This is a genomic window from Burkholderia sp. MSMB1459WGS (genome assembly GCF_001534535.1).
Lineage (GTDB): Bacteria > Pseudomonadota > Gammaproteobacteria > Burkholderiales > Burkholderiaceae > Burkholderia.
This window is the reverse complement of record NZ_LPMU01000080.1, coordinates 40,757-61,162: the sequence shown is the minus strand read 5'-3', so window position 1 is coordinate 61,162 and position 20,406 is coordinate 40,757. Positions and strand designations below refer to the sequence as shown.

Annotated in this window: 15 protein-coding genes and 2 pseudogenes; 8 read left to right on the top strand and 9 right to left on the bottom strand. The window is 68.1% G+C overall.

The genetic code is table 11. The features are described 5' to 3' along the window. Positions 1-7 precede the first annotated feature (7 nt). The 4 genes and pseudogenes from benC to WT97_RS30700 all read left to right on the top strand — a co-directional run. The gene (gene benC / locus WT97_RS30715; protein WP_060355003.1) at positions 8-1,030 is read left to right on the top strand and encodes a benzoate 1,2-dioxygenase electron transfer component BenC; all 1,023 of its coding nucleotides are present in this window, start codon (positions 8-10) and stop codon (positions 1,028-1,030) included. Then, complete coding sequence (gene benD / locus WT97_RS30710) at positions 1,027-1,803, top strand: benzoate diol dehydrogenase BenD (protein WP_060355002.1); 777 nt, start codon at positions 1,027-1,029, stop codon at positions 1,801-1,803. The genes benC and benD overlap by 4 nt, the downstream gene beginning before the upstream one ends. A 107-nt stretch (positions 1,804-1,910) precedes the next feature. After that, entirely contained in the window at positions 1,911-2,309 is a 399-nt protein-coding gene (locus tag WT97_RS30705) for a RidA family protein (RefSeq protein WP_060355001.1), read from the top strand. A 130-nt stretch (positions 2,310-2,439) separates the two neighbouring features. After that, positions 2,440-2,661: pseudogene (locus WT97_RS30700) on the top strand (porin); the annotation flags it as partial. A 27-nt stretch (positions 2,662-2,688) separates the two neighbouring features. Here the strand turns inward: WT97_RS30700 and aspA are convergent. The 4 genes and pseudogenes from aspA to WT97_RS30685 form a co-directional block, all read right to left on the bottom strand. Continuing rightward, positions 2,689-2,874 (bottom strand): annotated as a pseudogene (gene aspA, locus WT97_RS35070) (aspartate ammonia-lyase); the annotation flags it as partial. Then, positions 2,871-4,352: an aspartate/glutamate racemase family protein gene (locus WT97_RS30695; protein ID WP_060354999.1), complete on the bottom strand. Its 1,482-nt coding sequence runs from the start codon at positions 4,350-4,352 to the stop codon at positions 2,871-2,873. The gene WT97_RS30695 and the pseudogene aspA, both read right to left, overlap by 4 nt. Continuing rightward, positions 4,349-5,638: a dicarboxylate/amino acid:cation symporter gene (locus WT97_RS30690; protein WP_060354998.1), complete on the bottom strand. Its 1,290-nt coding sequence runs from the start codon at positions 5,636-5,638 to the stop codon at positions 4,349-4,351. Before WT97_RS30690 ends, WT97_RS30695 begins: the two co-directional genes overlap by 4 nt. Before the next feature lie 226 nt (positions 5,639-5,864). Continuing rightward, positions 5,865-6,764 (bottom strand): LysR family transcriptional regulator, encoded by a 900-nt coding sequence (locus WT97_RS30685; RefSeq protein ID WP_060354997.1) that lies wholly within the window; start codon positions 6,762-6,764, stop codon positions 5,865-5,867. A gap of 340 nt (positions 6,765-7,104) precedes the next feature. Between WT97_RS30685 and WT97_RS30680 the strand changes: the two genes are divergently transcribed. Next, positions 7,105-8,205, top strand: coding sequence for a type II asparaginase (locus WT97_RS30680; RefSeq protein WP_060354996.1), 1,101 nt, complete (start codon positions 7,105-7,107; stop codon positions 8,203-8,205). Positions 8,206-8,512: 307 nt separating this feature from the next. Here WT97_RS30680 and WT97_RS30675 read toward each other — a convergent pair whose 3' ends face one another. Genes WT97_RS30675 through coxB form a run of 4 tightly spaced genes read right to left on the bottom strand, consistent with a single transcriptional unit; the run spans position 8,513 to position 14,223 of the window. After that, complete coding sequence (locus WT97_RS30675; protein ID WP_060354995.1) at positions 8,513-10,129, bottom strand: cytochrome c; 1,617 nt, start codon at positions 10,127-10,129, stop codon at positions 8,513-8,515. Beyond that, positions 10,120-10,521 carry a hypothetical protein gene (locus WT97_RS30670; RefSeq protein WP_060354994.1) on the bottom strand — a complete coding sequence of 134 codons (402 nt, stop codon included), beginning with the start codon at positions 10,519-10,521 and terminating at the stop codon, positions 10,120-10,122. The genes WT97_RS30675 and WT97_RS30670 overlap by 10 nt, the downstream gene beginning before the upstream one ends. Continuing rightward, positions 10,518-13,154 carry a cytochrome c oxidase subunit I gene (gene ctaD / locus WT97_RS30665; RefSeq protein ID WP_060354993.1) on the bottom strand — a complete coding sequence of 879 codons (2,637 nt, stop codon included), beginning with the start codon at positions 13,152-13,154 and terminating at the stop codon, positions 10,518-10,520. The genes WT97_RS30670 and ctaD overlap by 4 nt, the downstream gene beginning before the upstream one ends. A gap of 13 nt (positions 13,155-13,167) precedes the next feature. After that, the gene (gene coxB, locus WT97_RS30660; RefSeq protein ID WP_060354992.1) at positions 13,168-14,223 is read right to left on the bottom strand and encodes a cytochrome c oxidase subunit II; all 1,056 of its coding nucleotides are present in this window, start codon (positions 14,221-14,223) and stop codon (positions 13,168-13,170) included. A 313-nt stretch (positions 14,224-14,536) separates the two neighbouring features. On the opposite strand from coxB, the gene WT97_RS30655 reads away from it, so the two are divergent. Both WT97_RS30655 and WT97_RS30650 read left to right on the top strand, forming a co-directional pair. After that, entirely contained in the window at positions 14,537-15,520 is a 984-nt protein-coding gene (locus tag WT97_RS30655; protein ID WP_060355047.1) for an SDR family oxidoreductase, read from the top strand. Positions 15,521-15,525: 5 nt separating this feature from the next. Beyond that, the gene (locus WT97_RS30650) at positions 15,526-17,304 is read left to right on the top strand and encodes a glycoside hydrolase family 15 protein (RefSeq protein ID WP_060355046.1); all 1,779 of its coding nucleotides are present in this window, start codon (positions 15,526-15,528) and stop codon (positions 17,302-17,304) included. A 25-nt stretch (positions 17,305-17,329) separates the two neighbouring features. On the opposite strand, the gene WT97_RS30645 is transcribed toward WT97_RS30650, so the two are convergent. After that, positions 17,330-19,174 (bottom strand): thiamine pyrophosphate-requiring protein, encoded by a 1,845-nt coding sequence (locus WT97_RS30645; RefSeq protein ID WP_060354991.1) that lies wholly within the window; start codon positions 19,172-19,174, stop codon positions 17,330-17,332. Between the two features lie 131 nt (positions 19,175-19,305). Here WT97_RS30645 and WT97_RS30640 point away from each other — a divergent pair, with 131 nt between their 5' ends. Further along, entirely contained in the window at positions 19,306-20,406 is a 1,101-nt protein-coding gene (locus WT97_RS30640; RefSeq protein ID WP_060354990.1) for an enolase C-terminal domain-like protein, read from the top strand.

Below are 20,406 nucleotides of genomic sequence, written 5' to 3'. Positions count from 1 at the left end.
CGACGTCATGTCCACCTACAAGATTGCACTGAATTTCGAGGACGGGGTCACCCGCTTCATCGACTGCAAGGCTGGCGAGAAAGTGCTCGACGCGGCCTTTCGCGCGAAGATCAACCTGCCGATGGATTGTTCCGACGGCGTGTGCGGCACCTGCAAGTGCCGCGCCGAAAGCGGCCGCTACGATCTCGGCGACGATTACATCGACGACGCGCTCACCGAGGACGAGAAGGACGGCGGCCTCGTGCTGACGTGCCAGATGGTGCCGCAAGGCGATTGCGTGATCGCGGTGCCGACGTCGTCGGTCGCCTGCAAGACCGGGCAGAGCAGCTTTGCCGCGACGGTGGCGAAAGTCGAGCAGCACAACGATGCGGCCGTCGTGCTCGAGCTCGATGTCGGCGCGAGCGCGCCGGTGTTTCTCCCGGGCCAGTACGTGAACATCGGCGTGCCGGGCAGCGGCCAGCACCGCTCGTATTCGTTCTCGTCCGCGCCGGGCGACGCGAAGGTCGGCTTCCTGATCAAGAAGATTCCCGGCGGCGTGATGAGCACGTGGCTCGAATCGGCGCGGCCGGGCGACACGCTCGAACTGCACGGGCCGCTCGGCAGCTTCTATCTGCGCGACGTACAGCGGCCGCTGCTGTTCCTCGCCGGCGGCACGGGCCTCGCGCCGTTCCTGTCGATGCTCGACGTGCTCGCGCGCAGCGGGTCGCAGCAGAAGGTGCACCTGGTGTACGGCGTCACGCGCGATCTCGATCTCGTGCTGGTCGAAGCGATCGAAGCGTTTGCGGCGAAGCTGCCGAACTTCAGCTTCGCGACGGTCGTCGCGGACGCCGCGTCGAGCCATCCGCGCAAGGGCTGGGTCACGCAACACATCCCGGCCGACGCGCTGAACGACGGCGACGTCGACGTGTATCTGTGCGGGCCGCCGCCGATGGTCGATGCGGTGCGCCAGTATTTCGACGACGCAGGCGTGAAGCCGAACAGCTTCCACTACGAGAAGTTCACCCCCAACGTCACGGCAAAGGCGGCATGACCATGCAACGATTCTCCGGCAAGGTCGTCGTCGTCACCGGCGCGGCGCAGGGTATCGGTCGCGGCGTCGCACTGCGCGCGGCGGCCGAGGGCGGCAAGGTGCTGTTTGTCGATCGCGCGGATTTCGTGGCCGAGGTGGCCGCGCAGGCGTCGGGCGGCGATACGGCAGGCTTCGTCGCGGATCTCGAGACGTACGAAGGCGCGCATGCGGCGATGGCGTGCGCGGTGCAGGCCTTCGGCGGCATCGACATCCTGATCAACGGCGTCGGCGGCGCGATCCGCATGCGGCCGTTCGCCGAGTTCGAGCCCGCGCAGATCGACGCGGAAATCCGCCGCTCGCTGATGCCGACGCTCTATGCGTGCCATGCGGTGCTGCCGCATCTGATCGCGCGCGGCGGCGGCACGATCGTCAACGTCTCGTCGAACGCGACGCGCGGCATTCGCCGCGTGCCGTACTCGGCGGCGAAGGGCGGCGTGAACGCGTTGACGTCGGCGCTCGCGATGGAGTACGCGGAGCACGGCATCCGCGTCGTCGCCACCGCGCCGGGCGGCACCAACGCGCCGCCGCGCCGCGTGCCGCGCAATGCGGCCGGCGACACCGAGCAGGAACAGGCGTGGATGGCCGAGGCCGTGCGGCAGGTGACCGAATCGACGTACTTCAAGCGCTACGGCAGCCTCGACGAGCAGATCGCGCCGATCCTGTTCCTCGCATCGGACGAGGCGAGCTACATCACGGGTACGGTGCTGCCGGTCGCGGGTGGGGATACGGGTTGAAGGGCGCGCCGGCCGAGCTGCTTGCCTCACGGGGGCATGTGCCGCGGCAGGGCGCGCGACGACGACCGTCATATAACCGGCCGGCGAGCCCGGCCACGGAGACATTCATGAGCAACCGAGAAGCGATCATCCCGGCCGGCATGGAGGCCGTGTACGAAAAAATCGGCTATGCGCCGGCGATCAAGGTCGGCGATACCGTTTACGTATCCGGCCAGATCGGCCGCGACACGGCGATGCAGTTGGTCGAGGGCCGCGAAGCCCAGATCGTGCAGGCGTTCGAGAACCTGCGGCAAGTGCTGGAGGCGGCCGGCGCATCGTTCGACGATGTGGTCGATCTCACGACGTTTCACACCGACATGCGCGACCTGCCGCTGTTCATGCAGGTGCGCGACCGTTATTTCCATGCGCATCCGCGGCCGGCATGGACCGCGACCGGCGCGCACATGCTCGGCGGCTCGCCCGGCTATATCGTCGAGATCAAGGCGGTGGCGGTGCTGCGGCCCTAGTCGCGGCGGCGCATCGCCCGTCCGGTCGGTCGATGCGATCAATCAGCTATCCATATAAACAGAATCGACCATCATCAGGTTTGGAGACAACATGAGACTTCAGCATCTCGTCGGCGGAGCATTGTTCTGAATCGCAACGACCGGTTTCGCGCAAGGCAGCGTGACGTTGTACGGCATTCTCGATACGGGCGTCGAATACGTGTCGCACGCGAATACGCAGGGCAAGGGCATCGTGCGGATGCCGTCGATTACCGGCGAGCTGCCGTCGCGCTGGGGGCTGCGTGGTGCGGAGGATCTCGGCGGCGGCTACAAGGCCGCGCAGGTGCTGAACTCCTGGCCGAGCGTCATCGGTACAGCATCTTGAAGCTGCGTGCGGCCCATCTAGGTTGGCGAGCGCTGCGTCGGCTTTCACGCTGGCGAGCGCATTGATCAATTGCGGATACGCCGAGATGGGTGTTCCGGTAATCGGAAAGTTCTCCAGCGCGCGCAGCGTGTGGACGCCGTAGTAGGCATCGTTGGGAATCTCGCGGCCGCCGAGCAGGTCGTGTTCGATACGGTGGGTCATGCTGTTTGCGTTGAAGCGTTGGAGAGATAGGATTGGCCGAGCGCGCGGGCAACGCAGTGCCGCGCCAGCACATCGGTAGGGTCGACCAGCGTGACGGTGTGGCCCTGCGCGGTGGTGGCACTGCTGTGCGGCAATATCAGCGGCAGCTCCGTGCAGCCGAGAATCACCACGTCCACGCCATCTGCGGCCATTTCGTTGATGGCCGCCGTCAGGTCGTCAACGCAGGCACCAGTCGTGAAGCCCGCCTTGACGCCCCGCGGGCCGTAGATGGCGTTCATGACGTCGGCCTGTCGCTCGGGGCTGGGCACCACCTGTTCAAGGCCGGCCGCTTCCAGTGCTTTGCGGTACACGCCGCTGGCTACGGTGCCGGAGGTAGCCAGCAGACCGATCTTGCGCAGTGTCGGAAACGTGCTGCGAATGTGCTGGGCCGTGACGGTCAGCATGTTGACGATCGGGATGCCGAGATACGGTTGCACCCGCTCGACATAGGCATGTGCCGTGTTGCACGGGATGGCGATGATGTCCGCGTCGCCCGCCTCCAGCTTGCGGCACGTGGCGTACAGTGAGATGGTCGGGTCCGGGCCTTCGCCGATGAGGTTCTCGGTGCGATCGGGAATCTGCGGGTTCTGCTCGACCAGCAGCTTGATGTGGTCCTGGTCACGCGTGGCCGGCGTGTTACGCACGATCTTATGCATGAAGTCGACCGTAGCAGCCGGCCCCACGCCACCCACCACCCCGACCTTAAACAGCTTGCCGGGCGCTTCGGGCTGCCCCGACACCACGTACTGCGCGTAGGCCAGGTTGGAATCGACGATGGGCACGCCAAGCGGGCCAAGCTCGTCGAGCACCAGGGCGATCTCGGTCAGTCCCGGCAGTATCAGCTCGGCGCCCTGGTCGATGAGGTCGAGGCACGCCTCGCGCAGCAACGTAATCGGGCGACCGCGCAGGATGCCGCTCTTGATGCCGTCGGCGGCGTACACCGCGTCCGTTACCCGATCGATGCCGTAGTCGATGCGCGGGTGAATAACGTCGAATTCCGGCGCGTCGAAGTAGCGCTCGAACAGGCGCTTGTTGCGTGTGGTGTCCGAGGCCAGTACGCCAATCCGCCGCGCCCTTGGGAACTTGCGCCGCACATGGCTGCGCAGCCCTGCCATCATGTCGATGATCGGCAACGGTGAGTTGGCGGTAAGTTCATCAATGAAGGTGTGGCTCAAGAAGCAGGGCAGCACCACGGCCCCGATGCCGCGCCGCTGGAAGTCGCGGATCAGATCGAAGATGTACAGCTTGCGCTCCGTGGTCGCTGCCGTGGTCTGGCCAGCCTGAGCAAAGGGATGCTGCTCGAACACGATGTCGAGGTGCTCCGCATCGGTGCTGGCCGGGGTGGACTGGATCAGCTTGAAGAACACATCTGCGCTGGCCAGGGCACCCAGGCCGCCGATCACACCCAGCGAGCGACGGTTGGCGTGCGGAGTTGTCATTTCACTTCGCCCGAAATATTCGAGAGGCCGCTCAACACCTGCGTCTGCTCCCGGGCGGCGCGGCGGGTTTCCCATTTGGCGATGGCCGTGGTGGCGATGCTGTTGCCGACCACGTTGGTGGCGGTGCGGCCCATGTCCAGGATCTGGTCGATCGCCAAGATCAGCACGACGCCCGACGGCGGCAGATGGAACATCGGCGCTACGGCCGCCACAACCACCACCGAGCCGCGCGCCACGCCGGCCATACCCTTGCTGCTGATCATCAGCACCAGCAGCATGAGAATCTGCTGCGACAGCGGCATCTCCACGCCAAACGCCTGTGCAATGAAGATGGCCGCAAACGCCTGGTACATCATCGAGCCATCGAGATTGAAGGCGTAGCCCAGCGGCAGCGTGAAGCCCACCACCTTCTTGTCGACGCCAAACGCTTCGAGCTTCTCGGTCAGGCGTGGGTACGCCGCCTCGCTGCTCGCTGTGGAGAACGCCAGCATGGCCGGCTCGCGGATCGCCTTGAGTAATGCCCACGTCTGGCGCCCGAGGAACAGGTGGCCGATGCTAATCAGGATGGCGAGCAGGAGCGCCAGCCCCAGGTAGAAACTGCCGACCAGCTTGCCGTACGTCGCCAGCACATCGAGCCCATGCAGCGTAATGGCCGAAGCAATGGCGCCGAATACACCAATGGGCGCCAGCGCCATCACGTAGTCCGTCAGCTTGAGCATGGCGGGTACCAGCGCATCGATGGCGCGCGATAGCGGAGCTACGCGCTCGTCGCCCTTGAGCACGCCGAGCACCACGCCAAAGAACACCGAGAACACGAGGATCTGCAGGATGTCGTTGCGTGCCATCGCATCGAGCACGCTGGTCGGGAACGCATGCGTGATGAAGTCCTTGAAGTTCAGGCCGGCAGTGTTCAGGCCGGTAGCAACGTCAGCGGCGTTGGGCGTCATGTTCAATCCCGCGCCTGGCTGCAGCACGTTGGCCAACACCAGCCCAAGCGCCAGCGAGATCAACGACGCGCAGACAAACCACGCCACGGAGCGTAGCCCTATGCGGCGCACCGCCTGCGTGCCATCCATACCGGCCAGACCCGACACGAGCGTCGCAAAAACGAGCGGCGAGATGATCATCTTGATCAACCGCAGGAAGATGTCCGTGACGATGGAGAAATAGCCGGCGATGGCTTTGGCGGCATCGGCATTGGGTGCCAGCTTGTGGCACGCGTAGCCCACGGCAATGCCGATCAGCATTCCGGCCAGGATGGTTGCGGTAAGGCGATTCTTTTTCATGGTGCTCCGTCCAGTGAGGTCTCTTGCCGGAATCGGAGAACACCGAATCCGTGGCCTTTCGCAGTCGCCCCACATGCCGTTGTGGGTGGGGCGTTCAATGCGTGGACGGAGTGTAGGAGGGGCAGCGCGTGCCATGATGCGACTCCCGCAAAGGCTCATGCGGATGCCGCATAGACCGGGTAAACGAGGGTGAGAGGGAGTCAGTGCCCGTCACTGCTCGTTTCACTCAGGGCAGACTGAGGTGACGCCAAAGCGTTTCCAACAAATCATTACGGGTGTACTGGTTGCGATACACGCGCAAATCCAGATCCAGCGACCATGTCGGGCCGCCTGCGGGCACCAGCACGCCGGAAGCCAATTCCGTTTCAATAGCACTCTTGGGCAACCAGGCGACACCCTCACCTGCGAGCAGCATCTTTTTGAGTACCTCGGCCATGTCAGATTCGTAGTCGAGCCGCAAGACGGGTTGCGTGTCGGCGTGGCTCAGGAGCAATGCCAGGCAACGGCCGAAATAGCTGGTGTTGGTGTAGGAAATCAGCGGCACGGGGCGGTTGGTGGTGCCGGGCAAACGATGCGCCGGCCCCAGGCGCGCATTGGGCCTGCTCACCGGCATAAAGGTGTCGCGCCCGACCGTGAGACTGGGGTATTTGATTGGGTCCAGATGCAACGGCAGGCCGGGATGATCGTACGCAAACATTAGGTCGCATGCGCCGTGGACGAGGGTCAACACCGAGTCGTGTACATTGCCCGGTATCACACGCGCGCGCAGGGTACCGATCTGCTTACCGACCGCGGTGAACCAGCCCGGCAGGAAGTTGAGTGAAATCGTATGGCCAGCCGCGATCTGCAGTCCCGGGCCCGGCATGCGGTGCTCCGATCGGATGATGGCGCGCGTGTCGATCAACTTGCTCAACACATCATCCGCGGCCTCTTCGAACAGGCGGCCAGCCGCCGTCAACGTGGGCGGATAGGTGCTGCGATCCACAAGCTCCGCCCCCACCCACTGTTCAAGCGCCTGGATGCGCCGGCTGAAGCCGGACTGGGTGACATTGCGGATCTCTGCCGCGCGCGAAAAGCTTTGATGTTGCGTGAGGGCAATAAAGTCCTCGATCCATTTGACTTCCATGTCCTGCCTCCGGCGTGGTGCGATGAATGGAGTGGAGGCTATCTGCGCGGATCATGCCTGATTGCCCATGTTTACCCTACGTATGCGAGATCCGCATGATCGTATGCAACACTCGCATTCCACCCATTCGGCCAGCCCCTACCATCGGCCTCGGACGGATGGGATGGCTTGATCTCCCTTGCTCACGCAATCAGCACACATCCCTTCCGCCGGGCCCCGCCGGCGCGCAGTGCTGCGCAGCACAAGGGGATTCCAGCAAAAGCAACGCGGAGCGGCATGCGCGATTCCATCTTACGCAGCACTTCCAGCCGCTCCGGCATTCACAATTTTGGGGACAACAATGCAAGCCACATCCATGATCCGGTCGCTCGCCGTCGTCGCGGCGTGCTCGATGGCGTTCTGCCTGCCGGTACACGCCCAGCAGGGCAACCCCACAATCGCTAACGCGACACTTCCGCACGTCGTCATCCTCGCCACCGGTGGCACGATTGCGGAGACCGGTGCGGAGAAAACCACCGTCGTCGGCTACTCGACTAACAAGGTCGGCATCGAAAAGCTGGTCGATGCCGTGCCCGAGATGCGCAAGATCGCGCGCCTGAGCGGCGAGCAGGTCTACCAGATCGACAGCTCCGACATGGACGTTGACCACTGGTTGAATCTGCTAAAGAAGGTGAACGCTGCGCTGGCGCAGCCCGATGTGGCTGGCGTGGTGATCACGCACGGCACCGATACGATGGAAGAGACCGCGTACTTCCTGAATCTGACCGTCAAGAGCCACAAGCCCGTCGTGCTGACTGGCTCGATGCGACCGTCCACGGCACACAGCGCCGATGGCCCACTCAACCTCTACAACGCTGTCGCCGTGGCAGCCAGCCCGAATTCCGTCGGCAAAGGCGCACTGGTGGTGATGAACGACCATATCCTGAGCGCCCGCGACGTCACCAAGACGAACACTTTTACGGTGGATACATTCAAGTCTCCCGAACTTGGCGCCTTGGGTTACATCCAGGGCGGCCGCACGGAGTTCTACCACGCGTCCACGCGCAAGAACACGGCCGATTCGGAGTTTGACGTGAGCAACCTCAACACGCTCCCCCGGGTCGACATCGTCTACAGCTATGCGGAGGTCACGCCGTCGGCTCTGAACGCGTTTGTCTCGGCCGGCAGCAAGGGCGTGGTCTACGCAGGCGTGGGTGATGGCAGCGTCTCGACCAAGATGCTGCCCGCGCTGTCCGCGGCGCACGCCAAGGGGCTAACCATCGTGCGTTCATCGCGCGTTGGTCAAGGGATCGTTGCACGCAACGGCGAGGTGGATGACGAAAAGCAAGGCTTCGTTGCTTCGGACACGCTCAACCCGCAGAAAGCCCGCATCCTGCTCATGCTCGGCTTGACCAAGACGAACGACCCGCACGAACTGCAGCGCATGTTCAACACGTATTGAACGATGCGTTCGATGCAGCCGGCAACCGCCGATTGCCGGCTGCACGTTGCCGCCAAACGCTGCTCGTGCACCATTGCCAGTGGCGAGCAGCGTGACACGGATGGGGCGGAACGGGGCGGGTATCAATGTGCTCCTCGATGCTGACCTGCCGACCATCATCACCGCCTTCTGCGGCAACTTTGGCGCAGGGCCGGTTTAAGGCTTCCGCAAAAACGTAAGAACTCAGCCAATTATCAGCCCCCTGGCTCTGGCCCACGAAAAATCTCGACCACTACACGAGAAGCCCTGCGCGCAGCGCAGCTCGACGCTACCGCTTGATTGCCCCCCGCAACCGCCTCACATCCCGCTCCGACACCGGCGCGGCCCGATTTCCCCACGCACCGCGCACGTAGCTGATCACCGCGGCGATCTCGCCGCTCGTCAGCGCGCCGCGCATCGCCGGCATCCGCTGCACCGGCTCGGGCTTCCCGGGCGCGGGCCGCGCGCCTTCGACCACGATCCGGATCGTGCTGGTCGGATCGGCCGCGAGCACGATCGAACTGCCCGCGAGCGCCGGCCCGCGATCGGGGACGCCTTTGCCTTCGGCACCGTGGCAACGCGCACAGAACCCCGCATACACGCCGGCCCCCGGCGCCTGCTGGCCGCTTTCCGGACGAGGGCCGGCCACCGTCAGCCGCGGCACGCCGACCCCCACCGGATTCGTCGCGGCAGTCGGTTGCGCGGACAACGACTTCAGGTACACCGCGATCGCATGGCGGTCGGCATCCGTCAGCAACGCGGTGCTTTCGCCGACGACCGGCGCCATCGCGCCGAACACCGCGCCGCGCGCCGCATGGCCGCTGCGCAGGAATGCGGCGATGTCGTCGGCCGACCAGCGGCCGAGGCCGTCCGGGTCCGCGCCGGTCAGGTTCGGCGCGAACCAGTGATCGTTGATGCCGCCGGTGAGGAACGCGGGGCTGCGCTCGTCGTAGCCGCGTTCGTTGTAGGCCGGCCCGCGCGGCGTATGGCATGCGCCGCAATGGCCGAGCCCCTGCACGAGATAGGCGCCGCGATTCCATTCCGCCGATCGAGACGGCTGCGGCGCGAACCGGTCGCGGTTCGCGAATGCGAGACTCCACAGCCCGAGCGCCCAGCGCTGGTTGAACGGAAACGGCAACTGCGTGAGCTTCGCCGCGTTCGGCGAAGGCGCGACGCCGCGCATGAAATACGCATACAACGCGCGCACGTCGTCGTCGCTCAGGTGCGCGAGCGACGGGTAGGGCATCGCCGGATACAGCCGGCTGCCGTCCGCGCGCACGCCGCGCCGCAATGCATCGTCGAACTGGCGCAGCGTGTAGTGGCCGATTCCATGCGTCGGGTCCGGCGTGATGTTCGGCGCATAGATCGGCCCGAACGGCGAATTCACCGGCTGACCGCCCGCGTACGGCGTATGGTCGGCCGCGTCGTGGCACGCGGCGCAGTCGCCGGCGAGCGCGAGGTAGCGGCCGCGCGCGAGCGTCGCGGCGTCGGCGCTCGCGGCGGCCGCGGCAATCGCGGGACGGCGGGCGGTCGAAGCGGAAGCCGCATGCGGCGGCCGGGCGGCCGCGCCAGATGCACCAGATGCGCCAGATGTATCAGATGCACCAGATGCGCCGGAATCCGCCACCCCCGCGTCCCACGACCGGGAAAGGCGCGGATCGTCTCGTGCGCGCGCGGACATCGACGCGCCGGCATCGGCCGCCGACGTGCGAATCCGCACGAACCGCCAGCCCGACGCGGGCTCGGGCGCTTGCGCCGCCGACGCGGCGCCGGCCGTGTCCGCGGCGGCCGCGTTGTCGTCGCGCTGCATGTCGCATCCGCCGAGCGCGACGCATACCGCGACCGCGACCGCGGCGCCCGCGCGGCGGCCCGGCACCAAGCACGAAGCGAACGAGATCAGCGCCATGGGCTGCAAGGCCCCACGAAAGCGGTGACGATCCCCGTAAACACGAGACCGATCACGAAGCCGAGCGCGGCGAGCATCCCGCAGCGCGCGAGAAAGCGCGTACTGTCGTCGCGCGTCGCGGCGGGCGCATCGGCATCGTGCCGGTGCCGCCACGCGCGCGCGAGCCACGTCGCGCAGGCCGCGGCCAGCGCGAACGCGCCCGCGGCGATCAGCGCGAGCCACACGCCGACGTGCGCCCAGCGCGGCGCGGCCTGCGCGACGCCGAGCGGATAGCACGCGGTGGAGGCGAGCGTCTCCGACACGAGCATCTGGGCGAACCACAGCGCGGGCGCGCCGACGAGGCCGGCCGCGATCGCGAGCAGCGGTGTCCACGCGCGGCGTGTGTCGTTCATCCGGTACTCCTCAGCCAGAACGGCGATACGTACAGCGCGGTGAAGATGAACAGCCACACGATGTCGACGAAGTGCCAGTAGAGCCCGCCGACCGTCAGCGCGACGCGTCGCTCGCGGCTGAAGAAACCGGCGGCCGTCCACCCGGCGAGCAGCGCGAGGATCGCGAGGCCGGCCACGACGTGCGCGAGGTGGAACCCGGTGATCGTGAAATAAAGGCTGCCGTACAGATGCGCGGTCGGGCCGTACGGATGGTCGCGCCATTCGTGCAGCTGGACCAGCGCGAACGCGGTGCCGAGCACCAGCGCGACGACGAGCATCGCCACCGCGCGCGCCTGCCGGTCGGCGCGCACCGCGCGTTCCGCGAGCCACACGAACACGCTGCTCGACAGCAGCACGACCGTGTTGGCGGCCGCGAGCCCGATCTTCGGCATTCCTTCGGGCGGCCACGGCGCGGACCATTGCGACTGCAGGTAGAAGTAGCAGAACAGCAGGTAGCCGAACAGCCCGGCCTCGGTCACGATCAGCGCGAGCACGCCCCACCAGCCGCCCGCGCGCTCGCCGCAACTGCCGACCGGCAGCGGCGCGATGCACGCGGCCGGCGCGCCGGCCGGCACTTTCGCCGACGGCGGCTCGTCCGGATGCGGCCCGGCCGCGGCGGGCGCCTGCGTGTCGGCGCGGGCCGGCAGGCGCGCGCGCTGCCCGAGCGTGCGGCGCGGCCACAGCCACGCGGCGGTGGCGATCGCGCACCCGGCGACGGCCGCGCAGACGAGGGTCGGCGAGCGCGCGAGCATCGCCGCGAACACGCCGGTCGCCAGCAGCGCGAGCACGAACGGCACGCAACTGTCTTCGGGCATCTTCAGGATCGCGCTGGGGGCCGCGGCGAGCGGCGTGACCGCGAGCGCCTCGCGCCCGTCCGCGAGCCGGTAGCCGATCCGCAGGCTGGTGCGCTGCGGATCGTCGCGCGTTTCCCACAGCGGATGCCGCGACGCGACGAGCGGCAGCACCGCGAAGTTGTACACGGGCGTCGGCGACGCGACCGACCATTCGAGTCCGGCACCGCCCCACGGGTTGTCGCCGGCGCGCGCGCCGTGCCGCGCGCTCACCAGCGCATTGACGACGAACATCACGATGCCGATCCCGAACACGAACGAGCCGATCGTCGTCAGCAGGTTCGACGTATCCCAGCCCATCCCGGACGGATAGGTATAGATGCGGCGCGGCATCCCGAGCAGTCCGGACACGTGCATCGGGAAGAAGCCGAGATTGAAGCCGACCAGCACGACCCAGAAGGTCCAGCGGCCGAACCGCTCGTTCATCATCCGCCCGGTGAACTTCGGGAACCAGTACGCGACGCCGCCGAGCACCGGAAACACGTTGATGCCGAGCAGCACGTAATGCAGGTGCGCGACGACGAAGTACGTATCGGTGAGCTGCCAGTCGAGCGGCACGGCCGCGGTCATCACGCCCGACACGCCGCCGATCACGAACATCAGCACGAAGCCCGCGAAATACAGGAACGGCGTGCGGAACACGGGGCGGCCAGTCCAGATCGTCGCGATCCACGCGAACACCGCGACCGCGCTCGGAATCGAGATCAGCATGCTCGCGGCGCCGAAGAACGCGAGCGCGAGCGGCGCGATGCCCGTCGCGAACATGTGGTGGACCCACACTTCGAAGCCGATCAGCATCGTCGCGACGGTCGATACCGCGACGGCCTCGTATGCGACGAGCGGCCGCCGGCAGAAGGTCGGCAGCGCGTCGGACACGATCCCCATCGCCGGCAGCACGACCACGTAGACCCACGGATGCGCGAACATCCAGAACAGGTGCTGCCACAACAGCGGCCGGCCGCCGTGCGCGACGTCGAAGAAGTGCGTGCCCGCATTGCGGTCGAGCCACAGCAGCAGGAACGCGAGGCTCACCGACGGCACCGCGACCAGGTTCGCGACCGACGCGGTCAGCGTGCCCCACACGATGATCGGCAGCCGGTCGATCGACATGCCGTGCGCGCGCATCCGCAGCAGCGTGACGACGAAGTTCGCGGCACCGCCCGTCGTCGAGATGCCGAGCAGGATCATCCCGAGCGCATAGATGTCGAGGTTCGCACCGGCGCTGTAGTCGAGCGACGTGAGCGGCACGTAGTTGAACCAGCCGCCGTCCGGCACCGCACCGAGCGGAAAGCTCGCATACAGGAACAGCCCGGCGAACAGGAACGCCCAGTACGAGAACGCGTTGAGCCGCGGAAACGCCATGTCGCGCGAGCCGAGCATCAGCGGCCACAGGTAGTTCGCGAAGCCGGACAGCACCGGCAACGCGTACAGGAAGATCATCGTGACGCCGTGCATCGTGAACAGCGAATCGTATTGCGCGGGCGTGAGCAGCGTCGCGTTCGGCCGCGCGAGCTGGATGCGCATCACGAGCGCCTCGACGCCGCCGAGCAGCAGGAACGCGAACGCGGTGACGATGTAGCGCAGCCCGATGCGCTTGTGATCGACGGTGCCGAGCCAGCCGCGCCAGCCGGGTTCGGACTCCCACTGCTCGGCCAGCGCGCGCTCGTGCGCGGAACCGGGCGGCGCTTCGCCGAGATCGGGTACGCGGCTGAGCGGGGTGGGCGTGTCGCGGGCAATGGCCATCGGCATCCTCGGTTCAGTGCAGCGTCGCGAGATACGCGGCGAGATCGTCGGCGTCGCGCGGCGCGAGCGCGATCGACGGCATCAGCGATTGCGGCTTGATCTGCTGCGCATGCGCGATCCAGCGGCGCAGGTTGTCGGGCGTGTTGTCGAGCGTGCCGGCCGCGAGCAGCCGGCGCGTGCCGACGTGCGTGAGATCGGGGCCCGCGTCGCCCGTTGCGTCGGTGCCGCGCACCGCGTGGCAGCCTGCGCAGCGCGCGGCGAATACGCGCTGGCCGCGGCGCTCGGCGCCGGCCGCGGGCGCCTGCGCCGGTTGGCGTTGCGCGGCGAGCCACGCACGGAATGCGGCCGGCGGCTCGGCCACGACTTCGAACGCCATGTGTGCATGCTGCGCGCCGCAGTATTGCGAGCACTGCCCGCGATAGACGCCGGGCCGGTCGGCCTGCAGCCATTGGCGATTGGTCTGGCCGGGAATCGTCTGGGTCTTGCCGGCGAGTTGCGGCACCCAGAACGCATGGATCACGTCGGCGCTCTTCAGTTCGATCGCGACCGGCTCGCCCACCGGGATATGGATTTCGTTCGCGGTGACGAAGGCCGGGCCGCCGGCATCGTCCGGATAACGAACGGCCCACCACCAGTCGTACGCGGTCACCGCGATCGTCAGTGCGGGCGGGCGCGGCGGTGTCGCGATCGCGCCGAGCACGCGCAGCATGTAGACGAGCGCGCCGAACAGCAGCAGGATCGAGATCGCGGAGCCCACGGTCACGATCGTCAGCCCGCTGCCATGGCCGCCGCCCGCCCGCGCGCGACGGCGAAACAGCGCGATCAGCAGCAGCACGGCGATCGCGACGCAGACGAACAGGCACAGCGCGAGCAGCGCCCAGCCGAGCACGAAGACCGGCTGCGCGGCGGGGCCGGCCGCGTGCATGACGTAGGCGAGCGGCAGCGGCGCGGCCGGATTGCCGGACTCCGCAGGCTCGGCAGCCGCGCGCGCGACGAGCGGCGCGACCGCCCACGCGAACGGTGCGATGCATGCGATATGACGCGTTTTTCTGAACAGCGGAACGAGCAACGCGACTCCTTGCCGATGGCGGCGGCATGACGAAGGCCGTTCGCGGCCGAGCAAGTTTCGTGCGTACGCGGCTCGCACGCTTGCGGCCGCGGCGAGGCGGAATGGCGCACGCAACGCGCCGGTTACGTTACAGCCGGTTTGTAAATCGGGTGGCCGTTCATGGCGCGCGCCGGCACGGTACGGTCCGCATGGGTCCGCATCGTCCGCGGCATGTCGTTTGCTGCGCCGATCGCGTTCCGGCACGCAGCGGCGCAAAAGCTTCGTCAGCATGCCGGCCCTCATCGAAAAAATCGAAAAACGGGAGGAACCGACCGTGAAGACCGTCGCGATCACCGGCGCGAGCGCCGGCGTCGGCCGTGCGACCGCTCACGCATTCGCGCGGCGCGGCGCGAACGTCGCGCTGCTCGCTCGCGACCCGGAAGCACTGCACGACACCGCGTGCGAGGTGCGTGCGTACGGCGTCCGGGCGCTGCCGATCGCCGTCGACGTCAGCGATGCGGCCGCGCTCGACGCGGCCGCCGAGCGGATCGAACACGAGCTCGGGCCGCTCGACGTGTGGGTCAACAATGCGATGGTCACCGTGTTCGCGCCGTTCGACGCAATCTCGCCGGAAGACTATGCGCGCGTGACGGCCGTGACCTACCTCGGCTGCGTGTACGGCACGCGGGCCGCGCTTGCGCGGATGGCGCCGCGCAACCGCGGCACGATCGTGCAGGTCGGCTCGGCGCTCGCGTATCGGTCGATTCCGCTGCAAACGCCGTACTGCGGCGCGAAACATGCGATCCGCGGCTTCACCGACGCGCTGCGCTGCGAACTGCTGCATGCGCACAGCCGCGTGCGCGTGACGATGGTGCAATTGCCCGCGATCGACACGCCGCAGTTCGACTGGGCCGAATCCGTGCTGCCGCACGCGCCGCGTCCGGTTGCGCCGGTCTATGCGCCGGAGGTGGCGGCCGACGCGATCGTGCACGCCGCGCGGCATCCGTGCCGCGAGCGCTGGGTCGGCTGGTCGTCGCTCGCCGCGATCGTCGCGAACGGTATCGCCCCCGGTTGCTTCGACCGCTATCTCGCACGAACGGCGGTGCGCGGCCAGCAGCGCGCCGCGCCGGCCGGGCCGCGCCGGTCGAACCTGTGGGCGGCCGTGCCCGGCGGGCATGCGACGCGCGGCGCGTTCACCGACGAAGCGTGCCGCACGGGCGTCGAGGCCGGGCTCGGCGCATCGCGTGCGCTCGCGTTCGGCGCGGCGCTCGCCGTGCTCGCGACCGCGCTCGCCGTCGCGCGCAAGTGGAACCGGTGAGCGCGATGCGGATCGAGGATTACGCGCTCGTCGGCGACGGCCGCAGCGCGGCGCTCGTCGCCCGCGACGGCAGCGTCGACTGGCTGTGCTGGCCGGACTTCGATTCGCCGCCGTGCTTCGCCGCGCTCGTCGGTACGCCTGACAACGGCCGGTTCCGGATTGCGCCGAGCGAGCCGGATGCGCGCGTGACGCGGCGCTATCTGCCGGGCACCGCGATACTCGAGACGACGTTCGATACGCCGTCCGGCTGCATCGTGATCACCGACTGGATGAGCTGGAACGCGCGCGATCCGTGCCTGATCCGCAGCGTGTGCGGCGAGCGCGGGACGGTCGACATCGACGTCGATCTCGGCGTGCGCTTCGACTATGGCAGCGCGCTGCCGTGGTGCCGGCGTTTCGGCCGGCGCTGGCGGATGATGACGGGCGGCGATGCGATGTGGCTCGACACGGATGCGCGGCTCGACGTGCAGAGCGACCGGCTCGTCGGCACACGCCGGATCTCGGCGGGCGAGCGGACGGATTTCTGCATCAGTTACGCGCGTTCGTTCGATCCGGCGCCGGCCGTGCCCGATGCGTATGCGTCGCTGCGCGACACGCAGGCATTCTGGCGCGTCTGGTCGGATTGCAATGCGGCCGACGGCCCGTATCGCGACGCGGTCGAACGCGCGCTGATCACGGTCAAGCTGCTGTCGAGCCTGCGCACCGGCGGCATCGTCGCGGCGCCGACCAGTTCGTTGCCCGAGCGCTTCGGCGGCGCGCGCAACTGGGACTACCGGTTCTGCTGGCTGCGCGACGCGAGCTTCACGCTGCGCGCGCTGGTGCGCTGCGGCTATCGCGACGAGGCCGCGCGCTGGCGCGACTGGCTCGTGCGGGCGATCGCCGATCATCCGTCGCAACTGCAGGTGCTGTATGCGGCCGACGGCGGCCGGCGCGCGGCCGAGTGGGAGGCCGCGCATCTGGCCGGCTACGAAGGCGCGCGGCCGGTGCGCTTCGGCAACGCGGCGGCCGACCAGTTGCAGCTCGACGTGTACGGCGAGGTGCTCGGCGCGCTGTATCAGGCGCGCCGGCACGGGTTGCCGCCCGACGACGACGCGTGGACGCTCGAGCGGCGCCTGCTCGAACATCTCGCGACGATCTGGCGCGAGCCGGACGAAGGCATCTGGGAGGTGCGCAGCGGCCGGCACCCGTTCACGTCGTCGAAGGTGATGGTGTGGGCCGCGGTCGAAAGCGCGTACCGCTCCGCGCGCGCGTTCGGCCACCACGCGCCGCTCGACGTGTGGCGCCGCTGGGCCGACGCGGTGCGCGCGGAGGTGCTCGAACGCGGCTACCACGCGCAGCTCGGCCGCTTCGTCGACCGTTTCGACGGCGACGGCATCGACGTCAGCCTGCTGCTGATTCCGCTCACGGGGATGCTCGACGCGTCCGACCCGCGCGTGGTCGAGACGGTCGCCGCGATCGAGCGCGAGCTGGTCGACGACGGCTTGCCGTTCCGCTATCGCCCGCCGCGTTTCGCGGACGGCTGCGAAGGCGACGAAGGCGCGTTTCTCGCGGCCGGCTTCTGGCTCGTGCAGGTGTACCGGATGCAGCGGCGCGACGACGACGCGCACGCGCTGTTCGAGCGGCTGCTCGGCTTGCGCAACGACGTCGGGCTGCTGTCCGAGGAGTACGACGTGAACGCGCGGCGCCTATGCGGAAATTTTCCGTTCACGCTCGCGCAGGTCGGGCTCGTGAATGCGGCGCTCGCGCTGCACGGCGACGGGCGGGACGACGTCGACATCGACTAGTCGCGCCGTTCCGCGCTTGCCCGGCTTACGATTCGCCTTTCCCTTCCTTGCTGCCCTTGCCGGCCTTGTCGCTGTGTTCGCCGTTGCCGGGCAGCACGGCCGACAGCACCTGCCGTGCGGTCTCGACGATCACGTTGGCTTCGCGCGCGTCGCCTTTCACCAGCATTTCGGCGAAATGCTTCGCCTGCTGCAGCGTCACGTGCGGCGGCAGCGGCGGCACCTCGGGGTCGCTCTTCACTTCGAGCACGACCGGCCGGTCGGACGCGAGCGCCTCGTCCCACGCGGCGCCGAGTTGCTCCGGATCGTCGACGTAGATGCCCTTGAGGCCGAGCAGCGTCGCGAAGCGGTAGTACGGCACGTTCGGGATCTGCTGCGACGCGTCGAACTTCGGGTCGCCCTCCATCACGCGCTGCTCCCACGTGACCTGGTTGAGGTCCTCGTTGTTCAGCACCATGCAGATCCATCGCGGGTCGGGCCACTGGCGCCAGTATTTGGCGACCGTGATCAGCTCGGCCATGTTGTTCATCTGCATCGCGCCGTCGCCGACCATCGCGATCACCGGGCGCACCGGATACGCGAATTTCGCGGCGATCGCATAGGGCACCGCGGCGCCCATCGACGCGAGCCCGCCGGACAGCGAGCCCATCATCCCGCGCCGCATCCTCAGATCGCGTGCATACCAGTTTGCGCAGGAGCCCGAATCGCTCGTCAGGATCACGTCGTCGGGCAGGCGCGGCGACAGCTCGGTAAACGCGCGCTGCGGATTGACGCCACGCCCCGCGCTGGCTTTCGCGGCCGCGCGGGCCGCGAGCGTCTCGTGCCAGTCGTGGTTCCATTTCGCGATCCGGTCGCGCCACGCGGTATCGCGACGCTCGTTCAAGAGCGGCAGCAGCGCGCGCAGCGTCTCGGCGCTGTCGCCGACCAGATTGACTTCCATCGGGTAGCGCAGGCTCAGCATGTCGGCCTTCAGGTCGATCTGCACGCCGCGCGCCTGGCCCTCCTTCGGCAGGAATTCCGAATACGGAAAACCGGAGCCGACGACCAGCAGCGTGTCGCATTCGGTCATCAGCTCGTAGCTCGGCTTGGTGCCGAGCAGCCCGATCGAGCCGGTGACCCACGGCAGGTCGTCCGGCAGCGCGGCCTTGCCGAGCAGCGCTTTCGCGGCGCCCGCGCCGAGCCGGTCGGCCACCGCGATGACCTCGTCGGTCGCGTGCAGCGCGCCGGCGCCGACCAGCAGCGCGATTTTCGACCCTGCGTTGAGCACGTCGGCCGCGCGCCGCAGGTCGTCCGCATACGGCACGACTTTCGGCGCCGTATAGCCGACCCCCGAATGCACGGTGCCGTGCGCGCGTTTCGGCGGCGCGTAGTCGAGTTCCTGCAGGTCGTTCGGCAGCACGAGCGCGGTGACCGTGCGCGCGCCGAGCGCCGTGCGCACCGCGCGGTCGACCAGATGGCGCACCTGGCCCGGCACCGTCGCAAGCTGAACGAATGCGCCCGCAACGTCCTTGTAAAGCGCAGGAAGATCCACTTCCTGCTGATAGTGGCCGCCGAGCGACGCGCGCGCCTGCTGGCCGACGATCGCGAGCACCGGCATGTGGTCGAGCCGCGCGTCGTACAGGCCGGTCACGAGGTGGGCGGCGCCGGGCCCCGACGTCGCGACGCATACGCCGAGCTCGCCTGTAAATTTTGCATGCGCGGACGCCATGAAGGCCGCCATCTCCTCGTGGCGCGCCTGGATGAATTCGATCTTGCCGTCGGCGCGATTCAGCGCGCCGAAAAAGCCGTTGATGCCGTCGCCCGGGTAGCCGTAGATGCGGCGCACGCCCCACTCGTACAGCCGCTCGACGATGAAATCCGCCACTGTCGCCATGCCGTTTCTCCTTGGTTCGGGATGAGCCGATGCGAGGCAGCGGCGCAAGGCACGTGCCGCGCCGCGCGCGTCGGGCACAGCGGTTGCACGCGTGGTCCGCAAGCAAAAAGCAAGTTGACCGGAGCGCAACGATGGCCCTTTCCGCCGCGCCGGCGATCGACGACGTGCGCGCTCGCGCGTATCGCGTGCCGACCGACCGGCCCGAAGCCGACGGCACCTATGCATGGACCGCGACGACGGTCGTCGTCGTGGAGATCGACGCGGGGTCTGTGACGGGGCTCGGCTATACGTATACGGATGCGAGCGCCGTCCCGCTCGTGACGTCGCTGCTGGCCGGCGTGCTGCGCCACCGGCCGGCGGTGGACATCCCGGCCGCCGTCGACGCGCTGTGGCGCGCGGTGCGCAACCTCGGCCGCAGCGGGATCGCGGCGACCGCGATATCGGCGCTCGATGCCGCGCTGTGGGACGCGAAGGCGAAACTCGCCGACGTGCCGCTCGCGCTGCTGCTGGGCCGCCTACGCGAACGCGTGCCGGTGTACGGCAGCGGCGGGTTCACGACTTACGATGCGCCGACGCTCGCCGCGCAACTCGACGGATGGCGCGCCGAGCACGTGCGCGCGTGCAAGATCAAGATCGGCGTGGAGGACGCGCGCGATCCGGCGCGCGTGCACGCGGCGCGCGATGCGCTCGGGCGTGACGTCGACCTGTTCGTCGATGCGAACGGCGCGTACGCGCCGCGCACGGCGCTCGCGTTCGCGCAGGCGGCCGCCGATTGCGACGTTCGCTGGTTCGAGGAGCCCGTCAGCAGCGACGACGTCGCCGGGTTGCGATTCGTGCGCGAGCACGTCGGCGCGCGGGTTGACGTCGCGGCCGGCGAGTACGCGTATACGCCCGACGATTTCCGGCGCTTGCTGGAAGGCCGTGCGGTCGACGTGCTGCAGGCCGACGCGACGCGCTGCGGCGGCGTCAGCGGTTTTCTCGCGGCCGCCGCGCTCGCCGATGCGCACCACGTCGACCTGTCCGCGCATTGCGCGCCCGCGCTGCATAGGCACATCGGCTGCGCGGCGCCGCGCCTGCGCCACGTCGAATGGTTTCACGATCATGTCCGCATCGAGCGGATGCTGTTCGACGGCGCGCCGACGCTCGTCGACGGCGCACTGGAAATCGACGCGACGCGCGCCGGGCTCGGCCTCGAATTGCGCACCGCCGATCTGCTGGATTTCGCGCTCTGA

What these genes read in the sequence shown, in the direction of transcription:
- benC (WP_060355003.1), top strand. Translation starts at nt 8, where the DNA reads ATGTCCACCTACAAGATTGCACTGAATTTCGAGGACGGGGTCACCCGC.
- WT97_RS30645 (WP_060354991.1), bottom strand. Translation starts at nt 19,174, where the DNA reads ATGGCGACAGTGGCGGATTTCATCGTCGAGCGGCTGTACGAGTGGGGC.
- ctaD (WP_060354993.1), bottom strand. Translation starts at nt 13,154, where the DNA reads ATGGCCATTGCCCGCGACACGCCCACCCCGCTCAGCCGCGTACCCGAT.
- benD (WP_060355002.1), top strand. Translation starts at nt 1,027, where the DNA reads ATGACCATGCAACGATTCTCCGGCAAGGTCGTCGTCGTCACCGGCGCG.
- WT97_RS30685 (WP_060354997.1), bottom strand. Translation starts at nt 6,764, where the DNA reads ATGGAAGTCAAATGGATCGAGGACTTTATTGCCCTCACGCAACATCAA.
- WT97_RS30690 (WP_060354998.1), bottom strand. Translation starts at nt 5,638, where the DNA reads ATGAAAAAGAATCGCCTTACCGCAACCATCCTGGCCGGAATGCTGATC.
- WT97_RS30705 (WP_060355001.1), top strand. Translation starts at nt 1,911, where the DNA reads ATGAGCAACCGAGAAGCGATCATCCCGGCCGGCATGGAGGCCGTGTAC.
- WT97_RS30675 (WP_060354995.1), bottom strand. Translation starts at nt 10,129, where the DNA reads ATGGCGCTGATCTCGTTCGCTTCGTGCTTGGTGCCGGGCCGCCGCGCG.
- WT97_RS30670 (WP_060354994.1), bottom strand. Translation starts at nt 10,521, where the DNA reads ATGAACGACACACGCCGCGCGTGGACACCGCTGCTCGCGATCGCGGCC.
- WT97_RS30650 (WP_060355046.1), top strand. Translation starts at nt 15,526, where the DNA reads ATGCGGATCGAGGATTACGCGCTCGTCGGCGACGGCCGCAGCGCGGCG.
- WT97_RS30640 (WP_060354990.1), top strand. Translation starts at nt 19,306, where the DNA reads ATGGCCCTTTCCGCCGCGCCGGCGATCGACGACGTGCGCGCTCGCGCG.
- WT97_RS30680 (WP_060354996.1), top strand. Translation starts at nt 7,105, where the DNA reads ATGCAAGCCACATCCATGATCCGGTCGCTCGCCGTCGTCGCGGCGTGC.
- WT97_RS30695 (WP_060354999.1), bottom strand. Translation starts at nt 4,352, where the DNA reads ATGACAACTCCGCACGCCAACCGTCGCTCGCTGGGTGTGATCGGCGGC.